Origin of the sequence: Prevotella falsenii DSM 22864 = JCM 15124, assembly GCF_000613945.1 — a bacterium.
GTDB classification, from domain to species: Bacteria; Bacteroidota; Bacteroidia; order Bacteroidales; family Bacteroidaceae; genus Prevotella; species Prevotella falsenii.
This window is the reverse complement of sequence record NZ_BAJY01000025.1, coordinates 1-19,230: the sequence shown is the minus strand read 5'-3', so window position 1 is coordinate 19,230 and position 19,230 is coordinate 1. Positions and strand designations below refer to the sequence as shown.

At 39.5% G+C, this 19,230-nt stretch carries 15 protein-coding genes and 1 tRNA gene; 8 read left to right on the top strand and 8 right to left on the bottom strand.

The genetic code is table 11. From position 1 onward, the window contains the following. The 8 genes from JCM15124_RS13950 (at position 1) to JCM15124_RS09280 (ending at position 12,963) form a co-directional block, all read left to right on the top strand. Complete coding sequence (locus JCM15124_RS13950) at positions 1-2,220, top strand: phosphoadenosine phosphosulfate reductase domain-containing protein (protein ID WP_232220148.1); 2,220 nt, start codon at positions 1-3, stop codon at positions 2,218-2,220. Next, positions 2,217-2,678, top strand: coding sequence for a hypothetical protein (locus JCM15124_RS09305; protein WP_024999212.1), 462 nt, complete (start codon positions 2,217-2,219; stop codon positions 2,676-2,678). The genes JCM15124_RS13950 and JCM15124_RS09305 overlap by 4 nt, the downstream gene beginning before the upstream one ends. A gap of 25 nt (positions 2,679-2,703) precedes the next feature. Further along, positions 2,704-3,399 (top strand): DUF6079 family protein, encoded by a 696-nt coding sequence (locus tag JCM15124_RS16690; protein ID WP_232220147.1) that lies wholly within the window; start codon positions 2,704-2,706, stop codon positions 3,397-3,399. Next, complete coding sequence (locus tag JCM15124_RS13945; RefSeq protein ID WP_232220146.1) at positions 3,380-6,082, top strand: hypothetical protein; 2,703 nt, start codon at positions 3,380-3,382, stop codon at positions 6,080-6,082. The genes JCM15124_RS16690 and JCM15124_RS13945 overlap by 20 nt, the downstream gene beginning before the upstream one ends. Beyond that, complete coding sequence (gene pglZ / locus JCM15124_RS09295; protein ID WP_024999211.1) at positions 6,075-8,495, top strand: BREX-4 system phosphatase PglZ; 2,421 nt, start codon at positions 6,075-6,077, stop codon at positions 8,493-8,495. Before JCM15124_RS13945 ends, pglZ begins: the two co-directional genes overlap by 8 nt. 13 nt (positions 8,496-8,508) lie before the next feature. Beyond that, positions 8,509-9,972: a BREX system Lon protease-like protein BrxL gene (gene brxL, locus JCM15124_RS09290; RefSeq protein WP_024999210.1), complete on the top strand. Its 1,464-nt coding sequence runs from the start codon at positions 8,509-8,511 to the stop codon at positions 9,970-9,972. A gap of 3 nt (positions 9,973-9,975) precedes the next feature. After that, positions 9,976-11,442: a DNA-directed RNA polymerase subunit alpha C-terminal domain-containing protein gene (locus JCM15124_RS09285; protein ID WP_024999209.1), complete on the top strand. Its 1,467-nt coding sequence runs from the start codon at positions 9,976-9,978 to the stop codon at positions 11,440-11,442. A gap of 63 nt (positions 11,443-11,505) precedes the next feature. After that, entirely contained in the window at positions 11,506-12,963 is a 1,458-nt protein-coding gene (locus tag JCM15124_RS09280; protein ID WP_024999208.1) for an RNA-binding domain-containing protein, read from the top strand. 59 nt (positions 12,964-13,022) lie between these two features. On the opposite strand, the gene JCM15124_RS09275 is transcribed toward JCM15124_RS09280, so the two are convergent. From JCM15124_RS09275 to JCM15124_RS09230, 8 genes are all read right to left on the bottom strand, one after another. Next, positions 13,023-13,670 carry a hypothetical protein gene (locus JCM15124_RS09275; RefSeq protein WP_024999207.1) on the bottom strand — a complete coding sequence of 216 codons (648 nt, stop codon included), beginning with the start codon at positions 13,668-13,670 and terminating at the stop codon, positions 13,023-13,025. 2 nt (positions 13,671-13,672) lie between these two features. Further along, positions 13,673-14,593 (bottom strand): relaxase/mobilization nuclease domain-containing protein, encoded by a 921-nt coding sequence (locus JCM15124_RS09270; protein WP_024999206.1) that lies wholly within the window; start codon positions 14,591-14,593, stop codon positions 13,673-13,675. Beyond that, a complete protein-coding gene (locus JCM15124_RS09265; RefSeq protein WP_024999205.1) occupies positions 14,590-14,943 on the bottom strand; it encodes a MobC family plasmid mobilization relaxosome protein in 354 nt (117 codons plus the stop codon). Before JCM15124_RS09265 ends, JCM15124_RS09270 begins: the two co-directional genes overlap by 4 nt. A 143-nt stretch (positions 14,944-15,086) precedes the next feature. Further along, complete coding sequence (locus JCM15124_RS09255) at positions 15,087-16,007, bottom strand: toprim domain-containing protein (RefSeq protein WP_024999204.1); 921 nt, start codon at positions 16,005-16,007, stop codon at positions 15,087-15,089. Between the two features lie 268 nt (positions 16,008-16,275). Then, positions 16,276-17,466 (bottom strand): primase-helicase family protein, encoded by a 1,191-nt coding sequence (locus tag JCM15124_RS09245; RefSeq protein WP_024999202.1) that lies wholly within the window; start codon positions 17,464-17,466, stop codon positions 16,276-16,278. Between the two features lie 3 nt (positions 17,467-17,469). Beyond that, positions 17,470-17,763 (bottom strand): helix-turn-helix domain-containing protein, encoded by a 294-nt coding sequence (locus JCM15124_RS09240; protein WP_024999201.1) that lies wholly within the window; start codon positions 17,761-17,763, stop codon positions 17,470-17,472. Positions 17,764-17,887: 124 nt separating this feature from the next. Beyond that, the gene (locus tag JCM15124_RS09235; protein WP_024999200.1) at positions 17,888-18,808 is read right to left on the bottom strand and encodes a hypothetical protein; all 921 of its coding nucleotides are present in this window, start codon (positions 18,806-18,808) and stop codon (positions 17,888-17,890) included. A 235-nt stretch (positions 18,809-19,043) separates the two neighbouring features. Continuing rightward, positions 19,044-19,125 (bottom strand) — tRNA-Leu (locus tag JCM15124_RS09230). Positions 19,126-19,230: the final 105 nt, after the last annotated feature.

Here is a 19,230-nt window from a genome sequence, read left to right as displayed (position 1 = left end):
ATGTTGGAGCGCAACGCTGAATTTATGTTCTTGCTGGAGAGTGAGGCCATTGAATTCATTCGTGAAACTTTCATACAATATGCTGGTGCAAGAAGAAGTGTTGTTGAGGTAAAGGCTAATCAGCTTGACTATGAAACCCTTGCAAAACGTATGGAAGCCAAGATTAAAAAGAAGATGGCCATTGTGCGTGAAGACTGCGATAGTTTCGAAATTATGCCTCTTGATACTGCTGAAGAGCAGGGCAAAAAAGTGTTTCACACGACAAAGATTGATAAGTTCATCGCTTCTTTCTCCGGTGGTAAAGACTCTCAGGTAGTACTCGACCTTTGCACACGTGCCATACCAAGTACAGAGTTCGAAGTAATTTATTCAGACACGGGATATGAATTACCCCCATCGTTAGATTTGTATCAACAGGTGCAAGACCACTACCATAAGTGCTTTCCCGACTTAAAGTTCTCACTCACCCGCAATCATGAAAGTGTGCTCAACTATTGGGATAAGATAGGGACGCCCAGTGACACGCATCGTTGGTGCTGCTCTGTGATGAAAACAGCTCCCTTATATCGCTCTTTAAAAATAGAAGGAACAAACAAACAAGCTAAAGTGTTGACTTTTGAAGGAGTCAGAGCAGAGGAAAGTACAAGACGAGCTAATTATAACAGAATTGGGAAAGGAGTGAAGCATGATAATGTTATCAATGCAAGTCCGATCTTAAATTGGTCTTCAGTAGAAATATTCTTGTATTTATGGCGCCAAAATCTCCCAATAAATCCAGCATATCGAAATGGGATGACTAGAGTAGGCTGTCTCATATGCCCATTTTCTTCAAAATGGAATGATATGGTATCAGGTAAAAGATACAAGAAAAGGTTAGAACCATTTCTTTCGAGGATAGAAAAAAATACAAAAGAAGCTGGTATAAAAGATGCAGATGTATATATTAAAGATGGGAACTGGAAACGTCGGGCTGGTGGACGCAACATATCATTTCCTTCCAAACTTTTCATAGAAAGCACTAAACCTCAGCTCAAAATTAAGGTTGAGAATCCTCAGGAAGGCCTATTAACATGGCTTAATGCAATAGGTAAGTATTCTATATTCACACAAAGAAAAGGCGAGATTAAAGGAGAACTTAGATATAGAGATACTCTTTACCCTTTCTCTATAACTATTAATGATTGTAACCATACTATAGTATTTGAAAATACGAGTACGGATCCTGTCTTACAAGGTTTGATCAAACGTGTTTTCTACAAGGCTACATATTGCATACATTGTGGTGTATGTGAAGTAGAATGCCCTACAGGTGCATTAAATATTAAACCGAATAGCGCACATATTGTAAAAAATAAATGTATAAGTTGTAAGAAATGCCTCACGTTTCACGATTTTGGTTGCATCTCTGCTGCATCATTGGCTGTTACAGGCACTAATAAAGAACATAAGATGAAACTAACAAGTTACAATAATTTTGGATTGAATGAAGGTTGGCTTTCTGTTTATTTTTCAGATCCTAATGCTTTTTTTGTCGACAACCTTGCAGGCTTAAATATCAAAGAGCAAATGCCTAGTTTTGCAAAGTGGCTTTATCAGGCGGGGATACTCAATGATACAAAATCAAAAGAGATAACACCTTTAGGACGATTTCTCGCAAAGTACTATGTAGATTATTCCGATTTAGTTTGGCAAATTATTTGGATAAACCTTTCATATGAGTCCCCTATTGTTAGATGGTATAATTCGGCTATTGAATGGGACACTTTTATTACACAACAGGGATTAGAAGAATTAGTTGCTAATGATTATTCCGATAGTGGAAAGAAAACAATACATAATGTTGTTTATGCATTTGTACGGACTTTAAAAGAAAGTCCACTTGGCGAGTTTGGTCCTTATAGTGCTATTAATAAAACTCAATTTCAAAAAAAGCCTTTTGTCTTTATTAAGCGCTTAGCACTTGCGTACTCTCTTTATAGATACTCTGAAACAAAAAATATTCGTTCGTTAAAAATTTCTGATTTATATAGTTCCGATAATAATATTGGGCCGTATAGGGAATTTGGGATTACTAAAGGGGAAATGGTAAATCTACTAAGATCTTTAAATAGTGATTCTAATAGAGTTTTAATAGCCGAATTGAATATGGGGTTAGAAAGTATAACCTTACGTGAGGATTTAACAGCTTTAGATTGTCTTAAACTGCTTGTTAAGGAATGAGATTAAATTTATCATACTACAGAAATGAATTGCTTACTACCAATCGTGGAAATTGCAAAGGGAAAATTTCTAATGCAAAACCATTCTTGTTATTGGCTTTATTTGACCTAATTGAAAATGGGTTAATTACAGAGAATAAGCTTTTTCTTGACTCAGACGTCTTAAAGGACAAATATCAATGTAAAGCAAAGTCTTTTGAACGAAATTCTACAATCACCCCATTTCATAAACCTTTCTTTCATCTAAATAGTGAGCCCTATTATCACATAATATGGAAAGGTAATAGTCATCCAAACGGAGCCTCTAAGACACCTTCTGTGAAATATCTTCGAGAGCATGTAGCATATGCGACATTAGACGAGGCTTTATGGGAGTTATTGCAAGATGAAGGTGCGAGGAACGAGATTAAAGGAGCTATCATTGATTACTTTATAAAACCTATCAAGGAACAAAAATAACAGACATATGTCATATAGTAAAATAGTGACGCTTAGACAAATGCGTCCCGCCTATAACATTAAGGAGGAGAGCCATGGCGAGTGGGAATCTTTCATTGCTAACGATCAGTTTAACGGAGTTTTGCAAAAGGTAGTAAGTGCTGTGCGCAACAACGATGCGGATAATCACAAGTCGATTTGGATTGCGGGCACTTATGGCACGGGTAAGAGTCATGCGGGTGCTGTGATTCAACATCTTCTTAGCGATCCCATAGACGATATTCGCAAATATGTGGAGGACGAATATCAAAAGGAGAAGTATGCTGTTTTGCGCAATAGTTTGTTGCAACTCCGCACGACCAAACGGCTCTTTCCCGTGAACATGTATGGCCAACAGAACATTGCCTACGAGGAAGACCTTTCGCTGCAAATGCAGCGTGAGATAAAACGTGCCCTCATGGCTGCTGGATTGGATATCACGGTGCAGACAGACTTTGACATGTATGTACAGCATATCGAGAGCCAACCACAATTTTGGGAGAATCTCATTGCACAAAATGCTCTGCTGGCCAGTGTAACGCCCGACACGAAGAAGTTGAAACAACGCCTAATGGATGTTGATACTGTTGTGCTTGACAGTGTGCGCCAAGCCTTGCGTATGGGTGGTTACGATATTCGCTTGCAAAGCAATAATCTTCAGCAATGGATATTTGAGGTGCAGAATGCTTCGGGAGAAAACTGACTATAATGGTTTACTGATTATTTGGGACGAATTTACCGAGGTGATGACTGCGAGTATTGGCTCTCGCTTGTTGGTACAACTTCAGGAGATCGCAGAGGCTATGATGAATGCAGAGAATGACTCTTATTTCTTGTTTATCTCTCACCCTTCGGCACTCAACACGCTTCAAGAAGAAGAGCGCGAAAAGACTAAAGGGCGTTATCACTATGTGACCTACAATATGGAACCCGTATCGGCATTTAAAATTATGTCGAAAAAGTTTAAGATTGTAAACTACAGATTATACATGATGCGCCAAGATCGCTTCTTTGGCATCCATCCAGAGTTGTTGAAAATGTTCTGTACCACAAGTACAGATACCGAACAGACCATAGAAAACATCAAGAACTTATTTCCATTGCATCCCGCAACAGCCAATCTTGCAACTTACTATGCGCGTGAGGCCGGCTCGAGTAGTCGAAGTGTCTTTGAGTTTTTGGCCAGTGATGCCGTTCGTGATTTCTTAGAAGATGATGCTGCTTATACAGACGAACGCACAATCACAGCAGATTATCTTTGGGATTATGTTCAGGAATACTTTGAAAGCGACAGTAATAAGTTTGGTGCCGTCACAGAGCGATATAATAGCCACCACTTAGCAGTGGAGAGCCAAGGAGATAATTATTTGAAAACTTTTAAGGGTATTCTATTGCTTAATGCTTTGAATAACATTGCAAATAACGATACCGTTACGCCCAGCACCGAGAATATAGAAAACTTGTTCTCGGGTACAGAAGTGCAAGATGAATTACCAACCATTCTTGAATTCTTCAATGACAAAAGTATTATTCAACGTCAACCGAATGGTAATTTCTCTATTTTGTTCACCGCTTTGCCTAATGACGAAATACAGAAAATAAAACAAGAATTAAGTGCTTCTCAATTCTTGTTTACCGACCAGGTCATCAAATTTGGTAATACTGCTACGAATATATTCAACCGAAATTTCTCGCAAGTGGCTCGCCCATATGCGTTCCAATTTTTCAGCATACAGGGTAATGAGTACACACTAATGAACCAAATAGGTAATGCGAAAAAGCAAGCTCAACCCTATGAGACTTTCCTCGCTATCATGGTGGCTCGCAATAACCAAGAACTTTTGTTATTAAAAGAAATTGCAGAGAAAAATTGCAAGGACGAACGTTACTCCACCATTACCTTTGTTGTAATTGAAACAACGATGGGGGATAAAGAATATGAGCGTTTCATTGAAAATCAAGCTAATGCACAGTGTGCCCAAAGCCACGGCTTGCCCCAGCAACAGCAGACTTATACGAAGCAGGCTGCTGAAATGATACAGCAATGGGTGAATAAGATGCGTAGTGGGAATGTGACGTTCTTTCTCAATGGGGATAGCATGCCTATCGCAGGCAGCAAGATGACCAGCACCATCAATAGCTGCATTGCTCCGAATATTTTCACAAGCGGTCCGGAATCACTGGAAACAATACGCACAAAGTTTAGTGCGACCTATTGGAAGAAAGCATCCGTGAAAGCCACCGTCGATGCAGTGTTAAATTACAATACGAAGCAAGATATTATTGACAAATGTGGAGGTCCGGCCCGCCACGTAGAGTTTTTACTACAAGACAGCGTAGATGATAACTTGCAATGGAAGGACACCGTCTCACCTGATCAACCACTAAAGAAAGTCTGTGACTATGTAGACGAAAAGCTTGGTGGTCGTCAAACGCTCAAGAACCAAAGCTTTAATATTGGTGATAAGCTCATTGGCTTGACAGAAGCACCTTTTGGACTTTTCCAGAGTTATGCACCAATGGCTATGGTAGCTTTTGCCATGCGCAAATACATCAATGTTATCTTTGATACTAATGGGAAACAACGTACTGCTCAGCACCTAGTTGAGGATGTTGTGGAAATATTTAGGGCATGGGAAAGCGGTAAGACAAGTAATAAACTGAACTTCATGTTCGAGAGTAAAGAAGCAGGTCGGGTATGCAATAGTCTTATCAAGATGTTCAATCTGAACAAACTGAAAGGTTATTCTGACATTAGTAGTTTGAAAGATGCTCGTTGGGCTGTACTTCATGTATATTGCAAAGAGAAAGGCTATCCGCTTTGGTCTTTAAAAAATGTCGAAGAATGTACATCAGAAATGAAGGAATTCATCGATAATCTCATACGTGTGGTTAATGACCCAGAAAGTATGAAGAATCCAAGTCTGCTGCAAAACATCATCAACGGCTACGATGCGCTAAAAACTGACTTTGGTAATTTGCTAATACCATCTGCCGACAACTTTCACAAGGGCTTTGTCAATTATATGCAAAGCATAGACAGCGTGAATGTAATGGATGAAGAAGTGGAAGAAGCACAAAAATATCTTCACGAGCATTTGGAAAGTGAAGTCGGTATGTGGACAGAAGAAGAGGTGAAAGATAAGTTGAAGGATTGGCGTATATCTAAGTCCACTCCAACGCCTATTCCAACGCCTACTGTACAGCCGCAGCCACCTGTTATCCCAGCGCCTCCTATTCAGCCAGTCAACCCCGATGAGTTGAAAAAGAAACGTAACAAGGCCATTAACCGAATAAACAGCAGCGAGGACTTGCGTCAAGCTATTGAAAATATGATAAACCAGGAAGAGAGTTACGTCATAGATATATTGTTGAAATATGTATAAAAAACCGTTCAGAGAAATGGATACCCTCAAAGCATATGTTGAGGATGATAAACAGGCGAAAGGTGTTGGTGCTTCTACTCTCGACAGGTATCCAATACGGTTTGTGTTGTTTGATAACTTCCGTGACTGCTATGAATTTGTGGATTTCCTACAAACAGAACAAGGGGCATATGTGGAGAGCGTGGATCATTGGATAGATAACAACTATCCTGACCTGCTTATTACATATGTTGAACTTGCCGATCGTATCACTGAGCATATAAAGAAAAAGAGTCCCAATGATTGTGTGATTGCTCCATTTTCTGAATTGGCACGATTCTATGACAATGAAGAGAGAAAAGCCTTTGATGCTTTGATAAAAACGATTAAAGCTATTGAAGCCAGTCCTGAAGCTCAGGAAAAGCACCAACGTGTTTATATACCATTAGTGGGTCTTGAAGGTAAGATGGAGACTTTCAAGAATGATAGTCAAATCCACATTTGGAGGTTGATATCAGAAGACAAGGACCTGACCTATAAACTCATTCTTACAAAAGACACAGACTTTGGCGTAAGTGGGTTGGAGGCTAACTATACCATCGTGAACAACATCAGAGAGTGGTTGAATATATGGAAAGATAGCAAAAAACAAGTATCACCACAAATCATTTGCAAATCGAAAGCCATTTTTGCTAATGCTCGATTTGCACAGCCAGACAACGCCTTTTCTTATCAGGTTTGTCACACTGCATTCCAATTTTTAACGGCAGGTTTGAGTCTTGGATTTGGTGGTATTGAACCATTAGAAAGCGATGGAGAGAACTGGAAGATATTAGCAGAGAGTATTGATGTAAGCAATGGATTCAACTTTGGCAAATTTGTTAAACAATACTTTGGCATCAATGACATAGAAACCTATAAAGATTTCATTCGTCTCTGGTTTGATAATCCTTATGTATTCAATCGTTGGCTTTTGGCGCGTTTCTATATTAACAAAAAAAATGGTGAAGGTTATCTATGCAGGTGTCTGAATACCACATCTTCATATGGCACAAATGAACTGATAGAGAAAATGGCAGGAGATATAACGGAAATTACTGCAGAAATGGAAGTGCGTAAATACTGCCTTATCTATGCTGCCCAAAAGAATATTCAACTTTCGGATGCCGCAGAAGATATGATAGCAAAATCTTTGCAGACTTTACCTGCAAAGATTGGTTATACAAGTACTTTAAAATACTTTACGGGGATTACACACAAAGAAAAAGAATTTGCTGTGAGTTGGTTGGGGCAAGGACTTATTGAACTTAACGACATCGTAACGTTCTTCCCAGAACTTTATGTCTATATGTCTGAAGGTACTGGAGTTGCAACAGGAGCCCCAGACTGGGTGAATCCATATATTGAGCAATATAAGAAAGCTAAAATTTCTAATCGGTACACAACTGACATTGAACAATTTATAAATAAACTTAATGACTCAGAGTCTTCTTTTGATATGTGGTACAATTCATTCTGTTCCACATACACCTTACTACAAAACCGTGGCGACATTGAAGTTTTTTATTGGATTGACGGATTGGGGGTCGACTGGATTCCTCTGATTAAAAGCATAATTGCAGAGAAAAAAGACCAACAGATTTTCCTCAACGAAATAAGAATTGCTCGTGCCCTTCTTCCTACTAAGACTGAAATAAATAAAAAAGATATACAGCGCCTTCTTCCTCAGGGTGTTCAATTGGAAAAGTCCGGAGACCTTGATACATTGGCTCATCGCTCAGATAACATAAGTCCATTTACAATTATCAAGGAGATAGATGTTGTACGAAGAAGCATTGAAGAAATTTTGCAGAAATACATAGGCAAGAAGATTGCGATTATCTCTGATCATGGACTGACCTATTTGTCGCAATTGCTTAATGGTAAAAATATGCCTGGTGTTGATAGCGACCATCACGGACGCATTGCCATTCGCAAAAAGGCGGATTCTACTATGGATAGTAGCTACCTCCGTTTGGAGGATAATAAAACTTTGTGTGCACTAAAGCATGAATCACTTTGTGCAAAAATACCATCCGGACAAGGTGCTCATGGTGGCTGTACACCAGAAGAGGTACTAGTACCCATCTTTATCATTTCAAGTGTACCTACTGCAACCAACTGGTCGTTCAACCTACTCACTTATGAAATAAGTGGCTCAAATCCACGCGTACAATTTGAAATTAAGAATATGCCGTCAGCTGATGTTCCTTACGTACTTTATAATGGAGCGAAATATAATGTTCATCATCTGAGTGGCGATACATATGAAACAGAGGATATCATGCTAGATGCCAATGTTTCAGATTTCACGCTTCAACTTGGAGGAATTGTTCGCCCTATGAAGATTAAAGTAACAACAGGCGTTCAAGAAGAAGATCCGTTTGACTTTTAATAAATGAATATTTATGAAAGAAGAGATTTGCAACAAGATAAGACAGCATTTTTCAGCAATGTCTATTTACAAAGACCCTGCATCAACAGGTAGTCTTTTTGCAGGGCGAAACCTTCCTGCGTTCGTTAAAGATTTCCTGTTGAAGCGCTATCTGAACATTCAAACTGGTGAGGTTGATAGAATGGCACTCACTCAATTTTTAGATAAAGTTATTCCAGCAAAACAAGGTCGTGTTAAAGATAGACTGCAAAGTGGAGAAGAAGTTACACTTTTGGCTCGCTTTGTGGTGTACATTGACATTGTAAAGAATGAGCGTCAATTTGCCATTCCTGATTATGGCATCAAGCAACGTGAAGGGCTAATTCCAGAATATGTCTATTCTCGCAATTCTGGCGAATTTGTTGAGGGTGAGAAATGGGGTATTATCAAACTTTGTCTACTGCCAGACGATAATGGGAAAAAAAACCATATTCAAATGGTAGATTATAAACCATTCAAGCCTTATAGTTCTGTGGATATCTCTTATCTTGCAGAGGCACGCCACTATTTCACTACTTTAGAATGGATTGACGTATTGTTGTCCGCCATGGAGTATGACCCTAATGGATTCATATCACTAACCCAAAAATTGGAGTTCCTTACCCGTTTGCTCATTTTCATAGAACCACGTCTGAATGTGATAGAATTGGCTCCTAAAGGAACTGGGAAAAGCTATGTATTTGGCAATCTTTCTAAGTATGGCTGGCTGGTAAGTGGTGGTAAGGTGACACGTGCTAAGTTATTTTTTGACAAAACAAAACAGCAGAATGGTATTATCAAAAACCATGACTTTACAGTATTCGATGAAATACAGACTATCGTTTTCCAAGAGCCTGCTGAGATTCAAGCTGCTCTAAAATCATATTTGGAAAGTGGTAAGACTACCATTGATAACAATGAGTTTTCTTCGGAGTGTGGCTTGATGCTTATGGGAAACATTCCTCTGTCTGCTCAACACATGCCTGTGTCGCCTTTTTATTTCAACAACCTGCCAGAGAATTTCCGTGAGTCGGCTTTGCTCGACCGCTTTCACTGCTTTATTGAAGGCTGGCTTCTTCCGCGAGTGGACAAAAGCATGATTTTCAAAGGATGGACTATCAATGTGGAATACTTTTCTGAGATTCTCCATACAATGCGTACGCAGAATACCTATGGATTATTGTTCGATCAACTCGTCCGCTTTGAAGAAAAAGCCGATGTGCGAGATAGTAATGCCGTGAAGCGTATCGCTACAGCTTATATGAAACTGCTATTCCCGCACTGGCAGCGTACCGAGGATGTAAATGAGGAAGAATTTAAGATGTATTGTCTTGACCCAGCGGTACATCGTCGTGGCATCGTAAAGGAACAATGTCATAACATCGATCCTGAGTTTAAGAGTCGAATGCCACACGTTGAAGTTGTACAAAAAGATTTCACCGAAAACAAGTTTTTTTAATCGATGGTTGTCTATTATATAAATAAAGTAAGCGATAATCTGAGAACATATACCTTTCCTTTTAAGGAAGGTGATATTTGTATGCTCCATGAAGGAGATATTGTAAAAACGGTTTATATCGATAGCGAGGTGGAAGATAATTCTATCTTTCGAGACTTCCGTTATGTTGATACAAAATCTTTGAGGAGTTATCACTTTCCAAATACAGACACCATTCTTTGTGCCCCATATGGGAGAAGTAAGGCAAAAGGCGATAAAGCTCTTGTTTCGCTCCTGCTGACAGATTGTAATGGAGAATGGCTTACTGACTTCCTAAACGACACGCAGGCTATTCTGGAGGGTACACGTGACTACTGGGACCTAACAGTTCTTTGTCGATTAACGAGAGAAGAAGATATAGACATCGTTTTTGAAACTCCTATAGAAAAGTCATTTATAAACAGGATGCCGAAGCTGGTATACCTACCTGAAACCGATAATTTTAGGATTTACTCCGAAGAACTTAACTTGTCTGTTGGTGACTATTGTTTTTGTCATATAGCCAATGGCATTGTATTGATTCAAATAGATAAGGAATCCAATATAATAGACAATGTATCAGATTTCAGATTGATAGAAAGTGTCAAAGAACCAGAAATCATGTTGCCATTGGGTACAACAATCCTCTACGATAACGCAAGTGTCAGAGAAGACAAGTTTTTGTCTCGTTTTGATAGTATAGTTAAGCAACCTGTATCCAAATCCATTTTATTTTGTGCTCTTAATGATTTACCTTTGTCTGAAGACGAAGATGTTAAGGATTATTTAGATGGAAAAGATGAAAGCGACATTTTTTCTGAAAACAAGTATTTGTCTTCTCTTTTCCTTGAGATTATAGGAATCTTCGAAAAAAAAATAGAGCAAAGAAACTATTCCATCTTACAAGATCTTGTTAACGGGGTTCCTAGAAGTGAAGTTGCTAAGAAGAATAATCTTACACAAGAAAGGATACGACAACTATATAAGAAAATACTGGAAGAGATTAAGTTTATTCTTATAAATGAAGTTCATGAGAATGAGCAACTACGTAAGGACAATGCGCAACTACATGCACAGGCTCAACTCTATATAGAGGAAATACAGCGATTAAGAAGCGTAGTAAAGGATGAAAGTTTGAGAGAGACTAAAAATCAAGTTGTAGATATCAACTCCCATGTTGCGGAATTACTTAATACTCCTGTCCAAAATCTAAATCTTTCAGTAAGAGCTATCAATGTACTGAATGTTTTAGGTATCTCCACTTTTGGTGAAATACCCAAGATTAATGCAGCAGTTACCCTACTTAATGTGAGAAACAGCGGAAGGAAAACAGTACATGATATAGAAGTTTTCATTGGCAAGTTTGGCCTTCAATTAGGAATGGCTTACAGTGAAATAGTCAATACATTGATGAATGTTGACTTAAGCAAGATCTCCCATTTTCTCAAATAAGGATTATGGCTTTAATTGTTGCATGCTTTTTGATGTCTATCATAATAGCAAAAATAAAAATATATGACGATACAAGAAATACAGACTCGCAAGGAAGATCAGACGTTTGACTGCAAAAGCATTCAAATTTCCCCCAAGGCATTGGCTATTCCAATCGTCGCATTTGCTAATGCTGACGGTGGTGATATTGCTATCGGTGTGTCTGACAAGAATCGGAAGATAGAGGGTGTGGATCAATACACAGAGAAGCGGAATGAGTTGCTGCGTGTTCCTTTAGACTTTTGTAATCCTTCAGTGCCTATTACCAGCGAATTGTTGCCATGCACGGATAAGAACGGAAACGAAAATCATATTTTATTGATGCACATTCCTGCAAGTTCTGAACTACATGCTAATCAGGCAGACGAAGCCTATATGCGTGTTGGGGATAAAAGCAGAAAGCTGTCTTTTGAAGAGCGCATACAGTTGATGTACGATAAGGGAGAACGCTACTATGAAGATACGTCGGTGTATGGTGCTACGGTAGATGACATTGATATGACTGCTGTCGAAAGATATACAGAATTGATTGGCTATACCAAATCAGCAATGCAATATCTACATGAAAATAATGGTTTCATAACTACCAATGCAAAGGGAGAGGAGCAAGTTAGTGTGGCTTGTATTCTGTTGTTTGGTAAATATCCTCAAAAGTTCTTTCCTCGTGGTCGTACTCGCTTTATCCGTTATAAAGGTACAGAAGAGCGAGTGGGTGCAGAGATGAATGTTATTAAGGATGTAACCTTTGAAGGAACGATACTTGACCAAGTGAAAGCCACGATAGCTTATCTTGAAACTCAGGTGGAGGAACACACATTCCTTGGACAGCATGGCCAGTTTGTAACCAATAGAGATTATCCAAAGTTTGTGATTCAAGAAATGGTTGTCAATGCTTGCTGCCACCGTGCGTACAATATCAAGGGTACGGAAATTCAAATTAAGATGTTTGATAATCGCTTGGTATTCGAGTCGCCAGGCAGATTGCCCGGAACGGTTAAGCCCTCTAACATCCGTCATACACATTTCTCGCGTAATCCCAAAATAGCCCAATTCCTTAAAGCATACGACTTTGTAAAGGAGTTTGGTGAAGGTGTGGATCGCATGTGTAGGGAGTTGGAAGCTAATGGTACATCACATTTATCCTTCCATCTTGATGATTTTATTTTGAAAATCACAGTACCGAAGGTGACAGAAAAGGTGATAGAAAAGGATATCAACGTGACAGAAAAGGTGATAAAAACTCATCAAGAGGTGATAGAAAAGGTGATAGAAAAAGCAATAGCACTCAATGAAAAATTAACAGAAAATCGTATTTCTATCATCAAGCTAATAATAGAGAATCCATATATTTCTAAATCAGAACTTTCCAAATATGTGGGAATTAGTGAGAATTCAATATCTCGTAACATAGAAGCTATGCGTGATAAATACCTTCGCCGTGTCGGTCCCAACAAAGGCGGCTTTTGGGAAATCATAGAATAATATGGGGATATAACAAGCCCAACCTATATCTCGTTTGGTTGGGCTTACTTCGTGTAGTGTTATTTCAATTTCTTTTGCATCAAGCTATCTGCCTTAAATTTTAGTTGCAAGTCGTATCCGTCTGCCTTTTCCTTGATTAACTTGATTACCTTTTCATTGCGATGAATATCAAACACATCGTTAAGCCATAGGATTTCCTTGGGGCTGCAACCTCTCCACACTCTGATGATACGGAATTTCAAGGCATCATCCTTGTATTGTCGTTTGCTTTGCCATAGAAAGTTGTTACCGACCAAAGAAACAAAACAAAGGATAGACACTGCCACCACGGTAGTAAAGACTCTCGACGACTTGATGTCAAAGCTATGCCTGTGAATCTGCTCCTGCGGTTGTGGATGCTCTTTCTGCTCCTGCCACTCGTGCAGCATGGTCAAGACGCTTGCCACCAGCTTGTCTATGGATTTAGCTTCCTCATCCTTGATGCGCACTTGTACACCAATATACTTGTTAATCATGGCTTTTATCCGCTGTTCATACTGATTGAGCAATTCCTGTTCCTGCTGTTCGTCACGTTGTACTGATGTGGAGGGAACAGGGTGAGAAACCGAACCGTTCTCCTTTTCTTTCAGCTCCTTTAGTTCCCTATAAATTGCCTCCAGTTTGTTCTTGATTTCCTCAAAGAGGACAAATGTGTTATTATCTGCCATAGTTATAAATGTATTTTACGTTTTTTCTTTTTCTTCTTTTTGTCAAGTGTATTGTAAACCTCAGCAGGGACAGTACCATGAGGCTGGAACAATCCCAACCCTCCTTCTATGAGTTCGTTGGCAAGTCCACTCGTAACCTCTGCAACATTAGATATAAGGTTTATCGCTCCTCGCATCTGCTGTTCGTGCTTCCTGTCATTCTGTTGAAGGACAAAGTCAATCTTGGAATAGCTGAAACTCCTGTCCACCTTTGAGCCATTGAAAAGATAACCGTTCTTTTCAAAGATGATCCCCTGCATTTCCTGTGAGTTGCCTTTGTACTTAAAGCGGACATCAATATCTTGTCGTTTCAAATGAGCACGGAGAGTTTTCCAATCTCTGCACCGAGTTATTTCTGCTTTCAGTGTCTGATAGATTTCATATTTGGTCTTATCGGGTTCTTTCAACCGGTGTTCCTTGACTCTCTCCTTTCCACCAGCGAAGTACAAACCGTATTTGGCGGTCAGTTCCTTACAAATCTTCTCACTTCTGAATCGGTCGTTACGGTCAGAAATAGTCTTGCCGTTATTATCTATCCGATTGAAGGCGATATGAACGTGCGGATGTTCCTTGTCGAAATGGCGACCGATGATGTACTGTGTATCTTTTATCCCCATCTTCTCCATGTACTCACGAGCCACTATCGTCATCCATTCATTGCTGAGTTTGGGAGAATCCTGTGCGGAGAAACTCAGTGAGATATGTCCGACAACCGTACTTACTCGTGGATTTAGTTCCGTCTGGTCGATGAAACTTTGGATAATATGGCTGATGCTGTCTGTTCTCACTCCGGAACTGTCTATGAGTATCGTTCCTTTCTTCGGGTCAAGGATGTAATTGATGACACCCTTGAAGCCCGAACCTTTCATAATCTTAGCTATCATCTTCGTATCAGGTTTAAGATTTCGTCAATCTTGCCAATGATGATTTTGTGGGAAGGAGCAACGGCATGAAATCCTTCCGCATTGGCACGATGTGCCAGCTGGTTAAGATTGTTTGCCATGCCACACAGCTTGCGGATGAAGTTTGCTTGCTCTATGGTCAGCCGTTCAATGACATTTCCTTTATCAAGAACTTTTCTTACAAACTCACTCATGGATATTCCTGCGCTTTTGGCTTTGCCTTTGAGCGTGTAATAATCCTCTGTGGTAAGCTTTACCGTGATGCGGTATTTCTTCTTTTCTGCTGCGCCCTTAGTTGGGCGACCGCCTTTGTTGTATTCTGATTTAGTCATAGTTGTTTCTTTAATTTATTTTGATGGAGACCGACGGGATAATCCTCTGCGCCGAGTGGCAGGAGGTGGAGCAAGTGGTTTTGGTATGCCCAAAACATAAACTTGCTCCCCGAAAAACAGATTATGCAGAGCTGTGTCTGTAATCATAGCTTAATCCCTTTGGTTTTCTTGATTTCTGCTTTCTCTGAATGCTTGGATTCAGCACACAGATACTCGTTCAAATCCTTGAAACCATTGTATAAAGTTGATGCATCTGTAACAGGTTTTCCCAATTCCTTTGATAATTGTAGATAGGCATTTCTTCCTGCTTCGTCATTATCCAAGAAGCATCGAACACTGTCATATTGCGACAAGCGCTCTAATGCCTTTTGGATATTTGACACAGAATTGAGTACCAAATAATCTTGCCGTTTTAATCCGTCATTCTCCTTTCTTCGGAGCGTCATAAATGAAAGCAAGTCCATGAAGCCCTCGAAAACAAAACATACATTCTTCGGCTCTTCTGCGTAGAAGTGGCTGATGTCTTTTGGTGCAATGCAGCCTTTGAAGAACAGATTGCGTATTTCGTAGCCACCTGCGATATTGGGAAAGCCAATACCAAAGTAATGCTTGCCCCTTGTATCAAAGTGCAGCTCCTTACATACAGAGGTTGCCACTTCTATATCAATGCATCTGTCATTGAGGTATCTTATCAGAGATAGATGTGATAAGGAGAGTACTTGCAAATTTTCAAAAGAATTTCCTCGCTGTCTTGTCTTTATATCTGCAAATGATGTAGAAAATATTGGTGTACAATTTGGAGCATCGCACGCTATCTGATGGATGAGATACGACACGTCCGAAGAGTTGTAGAGCAACTCTGCAAGGTCAATGATGTTGCCACCTCTGCCAATACCGAAGTCATACCATTGATTGATTTCTGTATTTACCTTGAACGATGCGTGTTTCTCCGTTCTTAATGGAGAAAGGTACATGAGGTTGACACCATACTGTTTTACAGGTTTACAACCCATTGCTGCAAGAAAGTCCTGCAACTTTATCTGTTTTATTTGGTCTATATTCATAATTATATAGAAGTTAAAGTGATGAAAAATTTGATGAGTTGATGAATTTAATTTTATCTATATGACTACCAGATAGTTAAGCTCTCATCATACCCTCATCATAGTACTCTGCAAAATGGAATTGCTACCGAAAAGAAAAACATTATCCTTTTCTTTTTTCATCAGCAGAATATCCATGATGAGCAAAAGATGAGAATGTAAACAGCTTGTACTGAATACTTTATGTGGTCTATTCATCATTTCATCAAAATAATGGATATAAAATTGTTTAGAGACTCTTAAGCTGCTCCTTGGTAATAGTATAGAACCTGCCGGTCCTTCGGATAGGAGAGTAATACTGCGGAGCGTTGTAACTGAGTTGGTAGGTGGTGTAGGTCAGCGTATTGGACACAGGTGTGAGTTTCCAGATGTCCTGCACAATCCTCCTTATCTGCCCTTTGTCGTACTTGCATTGCGTATTACTCAAAAGTGGCATCATGTCATTGATGCAGAAAGAGACTTCCTCAACGTTATTCATCTCCATGATGTCAAGACACAGCTCGGACATTTCAAGTTCCAACTTGTTTCGGTTACTGCGGATGATGCGCTGCAAGGCTGGTGTAAAGGTCAGCTTGGGTGCAAACCACATACGGCTTTCCTTATGGGTGGATAGAGTTCGGTGCTGCAGGAAATAGAGAAAGGCAGGAATCTCGGCTTTCAGCTTTTGCAGAAAGTCGGTATCATCGCTTTTGAGATGCTCTATCTTCCTTACCCAATATCGGGTTTCTCCCACGTCTATGATGACTGGGAGTAACTCGTTATTGGAACACAGCACGAACTTGGCAAAGAAGGAGATTTCATCTCGGTCTTTGCCTTTTGCTTCCACCTTGTAGGAAAGCGTTGTGCTGAGATTTTTCAATCGTTCACTGTCTTCCCTGCGGTTGAGCAATACCTCGTCCACCACAATAAGCAGTTTACCTGCCCAATCCGCATTGAACTGACTGCGAAAATCCTCGTTGGTGTTGAAGGTTACGTTGTTCTGGAAAACGGCTTTGAGAAAATTAAGGAACGTGCTCTTGCCTGTATTGCGTTCTTCTGACACCATCAGGAGGATGGGGAGTTTCTGCACGGGTTGGAGGTAGAGCAACTGCAAGTAGTCTATACCCAACTCGTATTGTTCCCCGAAGATGTGTCTTATCAGGGATTCAATGTGTGGGAACTCTCCTTCTTTTGGTTGGTGTCCTATCGGTTCATAGAGATTCAGGAATTTATCAACCACAGGCTGATAATCCACATGATTAGGGACTGTGCAGAATCCATCGTACTTCGAGACTGTGGCAATGAAATCCTTTCCATAGTCCTGCCGTAGCGTTTCATTGTTCCACACGATACGCTTCTTGACGAAACCGCCATTGATGCGTGGTTGGTTCACAATCTTGTACAAGGTCGTGCCAACACGAATAAATTCTTCCTGTGCCATGAACTACTTCTGCATTAAAGGTTTGTTGCCCATGATATACCGCTGTGCTTCTTGCGTTATCTGCGCAGAAGTTTTAATGGGATTCTGACGTAGCCATGCTTCAAGTTCTGCTTTCTCAAAGTAAAGCATTTTGCCTTGTGGCTTGTAATGCGGTATCAAATTGCCTGATGTGAGTTTGTAGAGATAACTCTTTGAGAGGTTTAAGAACTTGCTGGCTTCTTCAAAACTCAGTACATTCTTATTCATGAATACCATTTGTTCGAGTTCTTCAACTCGGGTTTCTAATGTTTTTTCCATATTGTAAACATTTTGAATTAAACAATATGAAGGTGCACCTTCGCTAATTATTTGTTAACGAGGGCAAAATTAGAAACGATAAAAGTAAATGGCGTTGAGCGATGTTTGAGGTATCAACCTATGCTCAACCTTTTTTCAGTTGTTTGATGTATTTATCAATGGTTTCCCATCCTTTTGGCTGCTTCATGTTGATTTGATCTGTTGCGGTGGAAAGGTCGGTGCGTGTCAATGGTGTATCTTTTGTTTTCCCCAAGACAAGTTCATTACGAGCAATCGCAGATTGCCATTCATCAGTAATGAGCCCTCGAAGATTAAGACTTTGCATGAGATATGCCAGCTGGCGATTGTTGTTTGATTTCAGAACGCCTTTGAGTTTACAAGCAAAAAAGTCTTTGAGTATCTTAGAAGATATGCGGGTTGTGAATATTTGAATTTCGTTGATGCAAACGGTAAGAATCTCAATTTGCTCATCTGTAAAATCAGATTGAAATGGATTTGTTCCTTTACCAACGATGACCGGTTTCTTTTTCAGTTCACATGGTTCATCATTTATCAAAACTGAAGAGCGAGACTGGACGGTTTGTACCTCTGTCAATTCAATTCGTTCTATTTCTGCCATGAGGTATTTTGCATAGCGTTCATATAGAATCGCATCGACAAGATACGAGAACATCGGCAGAACATCATCGTATAAGGTGTGTGTCTCAATGTACTTTGGATATTCAAACGAAGACACAGAGAAGGAGGTATATTTCTGTTTTTGTTCTTTGGTCAGTGATTCGAAGAAGGTACTTTCCCATAAAAAGTTATCATCAGTGTAGTACTTCTCTACACATGCAAGGGCTGGATGATTCAGATAAATAGAAGAAAGTTCGTCAGTTATTCGGATATATTCTTTTTGTAAAATCTCTTTAAACTGCATATTGCTTACACAGCTCTTTTTCCTCAGAATATTTCCAATGAGCACATTGTAGGTCTGGGTAATGCAGTAGTTTAATATTCGTTGAATACTGTTAAGCTGTATCTTTACACTATCATTTTCCATTTGTAATTTCTAAAGTGGGTATCTTTTGCAAAGATAAGGCATTCATTGAAGAAATAGACAAGAAAAGGAAACAAACAGAATAAAAGGGAAAAGTTGTCGTTAATTAAATATAAAACTAAGCATCGAAAAACTATGAAAGTACACTTTTCTCATAGTATTGTTACATAGTACACTTTTAGTACATGTTGAAAAAGAAAAATCCATTGTAAATCAGCGATTTACAATGGATTTAAAGTACCCAGACCCGGGATCGAACCGGGATGGATTGCTCCACTGGTGTTTGAGACCAGCGCGTCTACCGATTCCGCCATCTGGCTTATGGCTTTTTGGTAAAAGCGTTGCAAAGGTACATAGAAAATATGATAGTAGCAAATTTTAGAATAAGTATTTTACAAAGAATGTGTAGAGTCAACAGCTGTAAA

Bases quoted from the DNA above. Each gene is read 5' to 3' on its own strand.
- JCM15124_RS09235 (WP_024999200.1), bottom strand. From the start codon at position 18,808: ATGGAAAATGATAGTGTAAAGATACAGCTTAACAGTATTCAACGAATA.
- JCM15124_RS09255 (WP_024999204.1), bottom strand. From the start codon at position 16,007: ATGAATATAGACCAAATAAAACAGATAAAGTTGCAGGACTTTCTTGCA.
- pglZ (WP_024999211.1), top strand. From the start codon at position 6,075: ATGTATAAAAAACCGTTCAGAGAAATGGATACCCTCAAAGCATATGTT.
- JCM15124_RS09305 (WP_024999212.1), top strand. From the start codon at position 2,217: ATGAGATTAAATTTATCATACTACAGAAATGAATTGCTTACTACCAAT.
- JCM15124_RS13945 (WP_232220146.1), top strand. From the start codon at position 3,380: ATGCTTCGGGAGAAAACTGACTATAATGGTTTACTGATTATTTGGGAC.
- brxL (WP_024999210.1), top strand. From the start codon at position 8,509: ATGAAAGAAGAGATTTGCAACAAGATAAGACAGCATTTTTCAGCAATG.
- JCM15124_RS09275 (WP_024999207.1), bottom strand. From the start codon at position 13,670: ATGGCAGATAATAACACATTTGTCCTCTTTGAGGAAATCAAGAACAAA.
- JCM15124_RS09245 (WP_024999202.1), bottom strand. From the start codon at position 17,466: ATGGCACAGGAAGAATTTATTCGTGTTGGCACGACCTTGTACAAGATT.
- JCM15124_RS09270 (WP_024999206.1), bottom strand. From the start codon at position 14,593: ATGATAGCTAAGATTATGAAAGGTTCGGGCTTCAAGGGTGTCATCAAT.
- JCM15124_RS09265 (WP_024999205.1), bottom strand. From the start codon at position 14,943: ATGACTAAATCAGAATACAACAAAGGCGGTCGCCCAACTAAGGGCGCA.
- JCM15124_RS13950 (WP_232220148.1), top strand. From the start codon at position 1: ATGTTGGAGCGCAACGCTGAATTTATGTTCTTGCTGGAGAGTGAGGCC.
- JCM15124_RS09280 (WP_024999208.1), top strand. From the start codon at position 11,506: ATGACGATACAAGAAATACAGACTCGCAAGGAAGATCAGACGTTTGAC.
- JCM15124_RS09285 (WP_024999209.1), top strand. From the start codon at position 9,976: ATGGTTGTCTATTATATAAATAAAGTAAGCGATAATCTGAGAACATAT.
- JCM15124_RS09240 (WP_024999201.1), bottom strand. From the start codon at position 17,763: ATGGAAAAAACATTAGAAACCCGAGTTGAAGAACTCGAACAAATGGTA.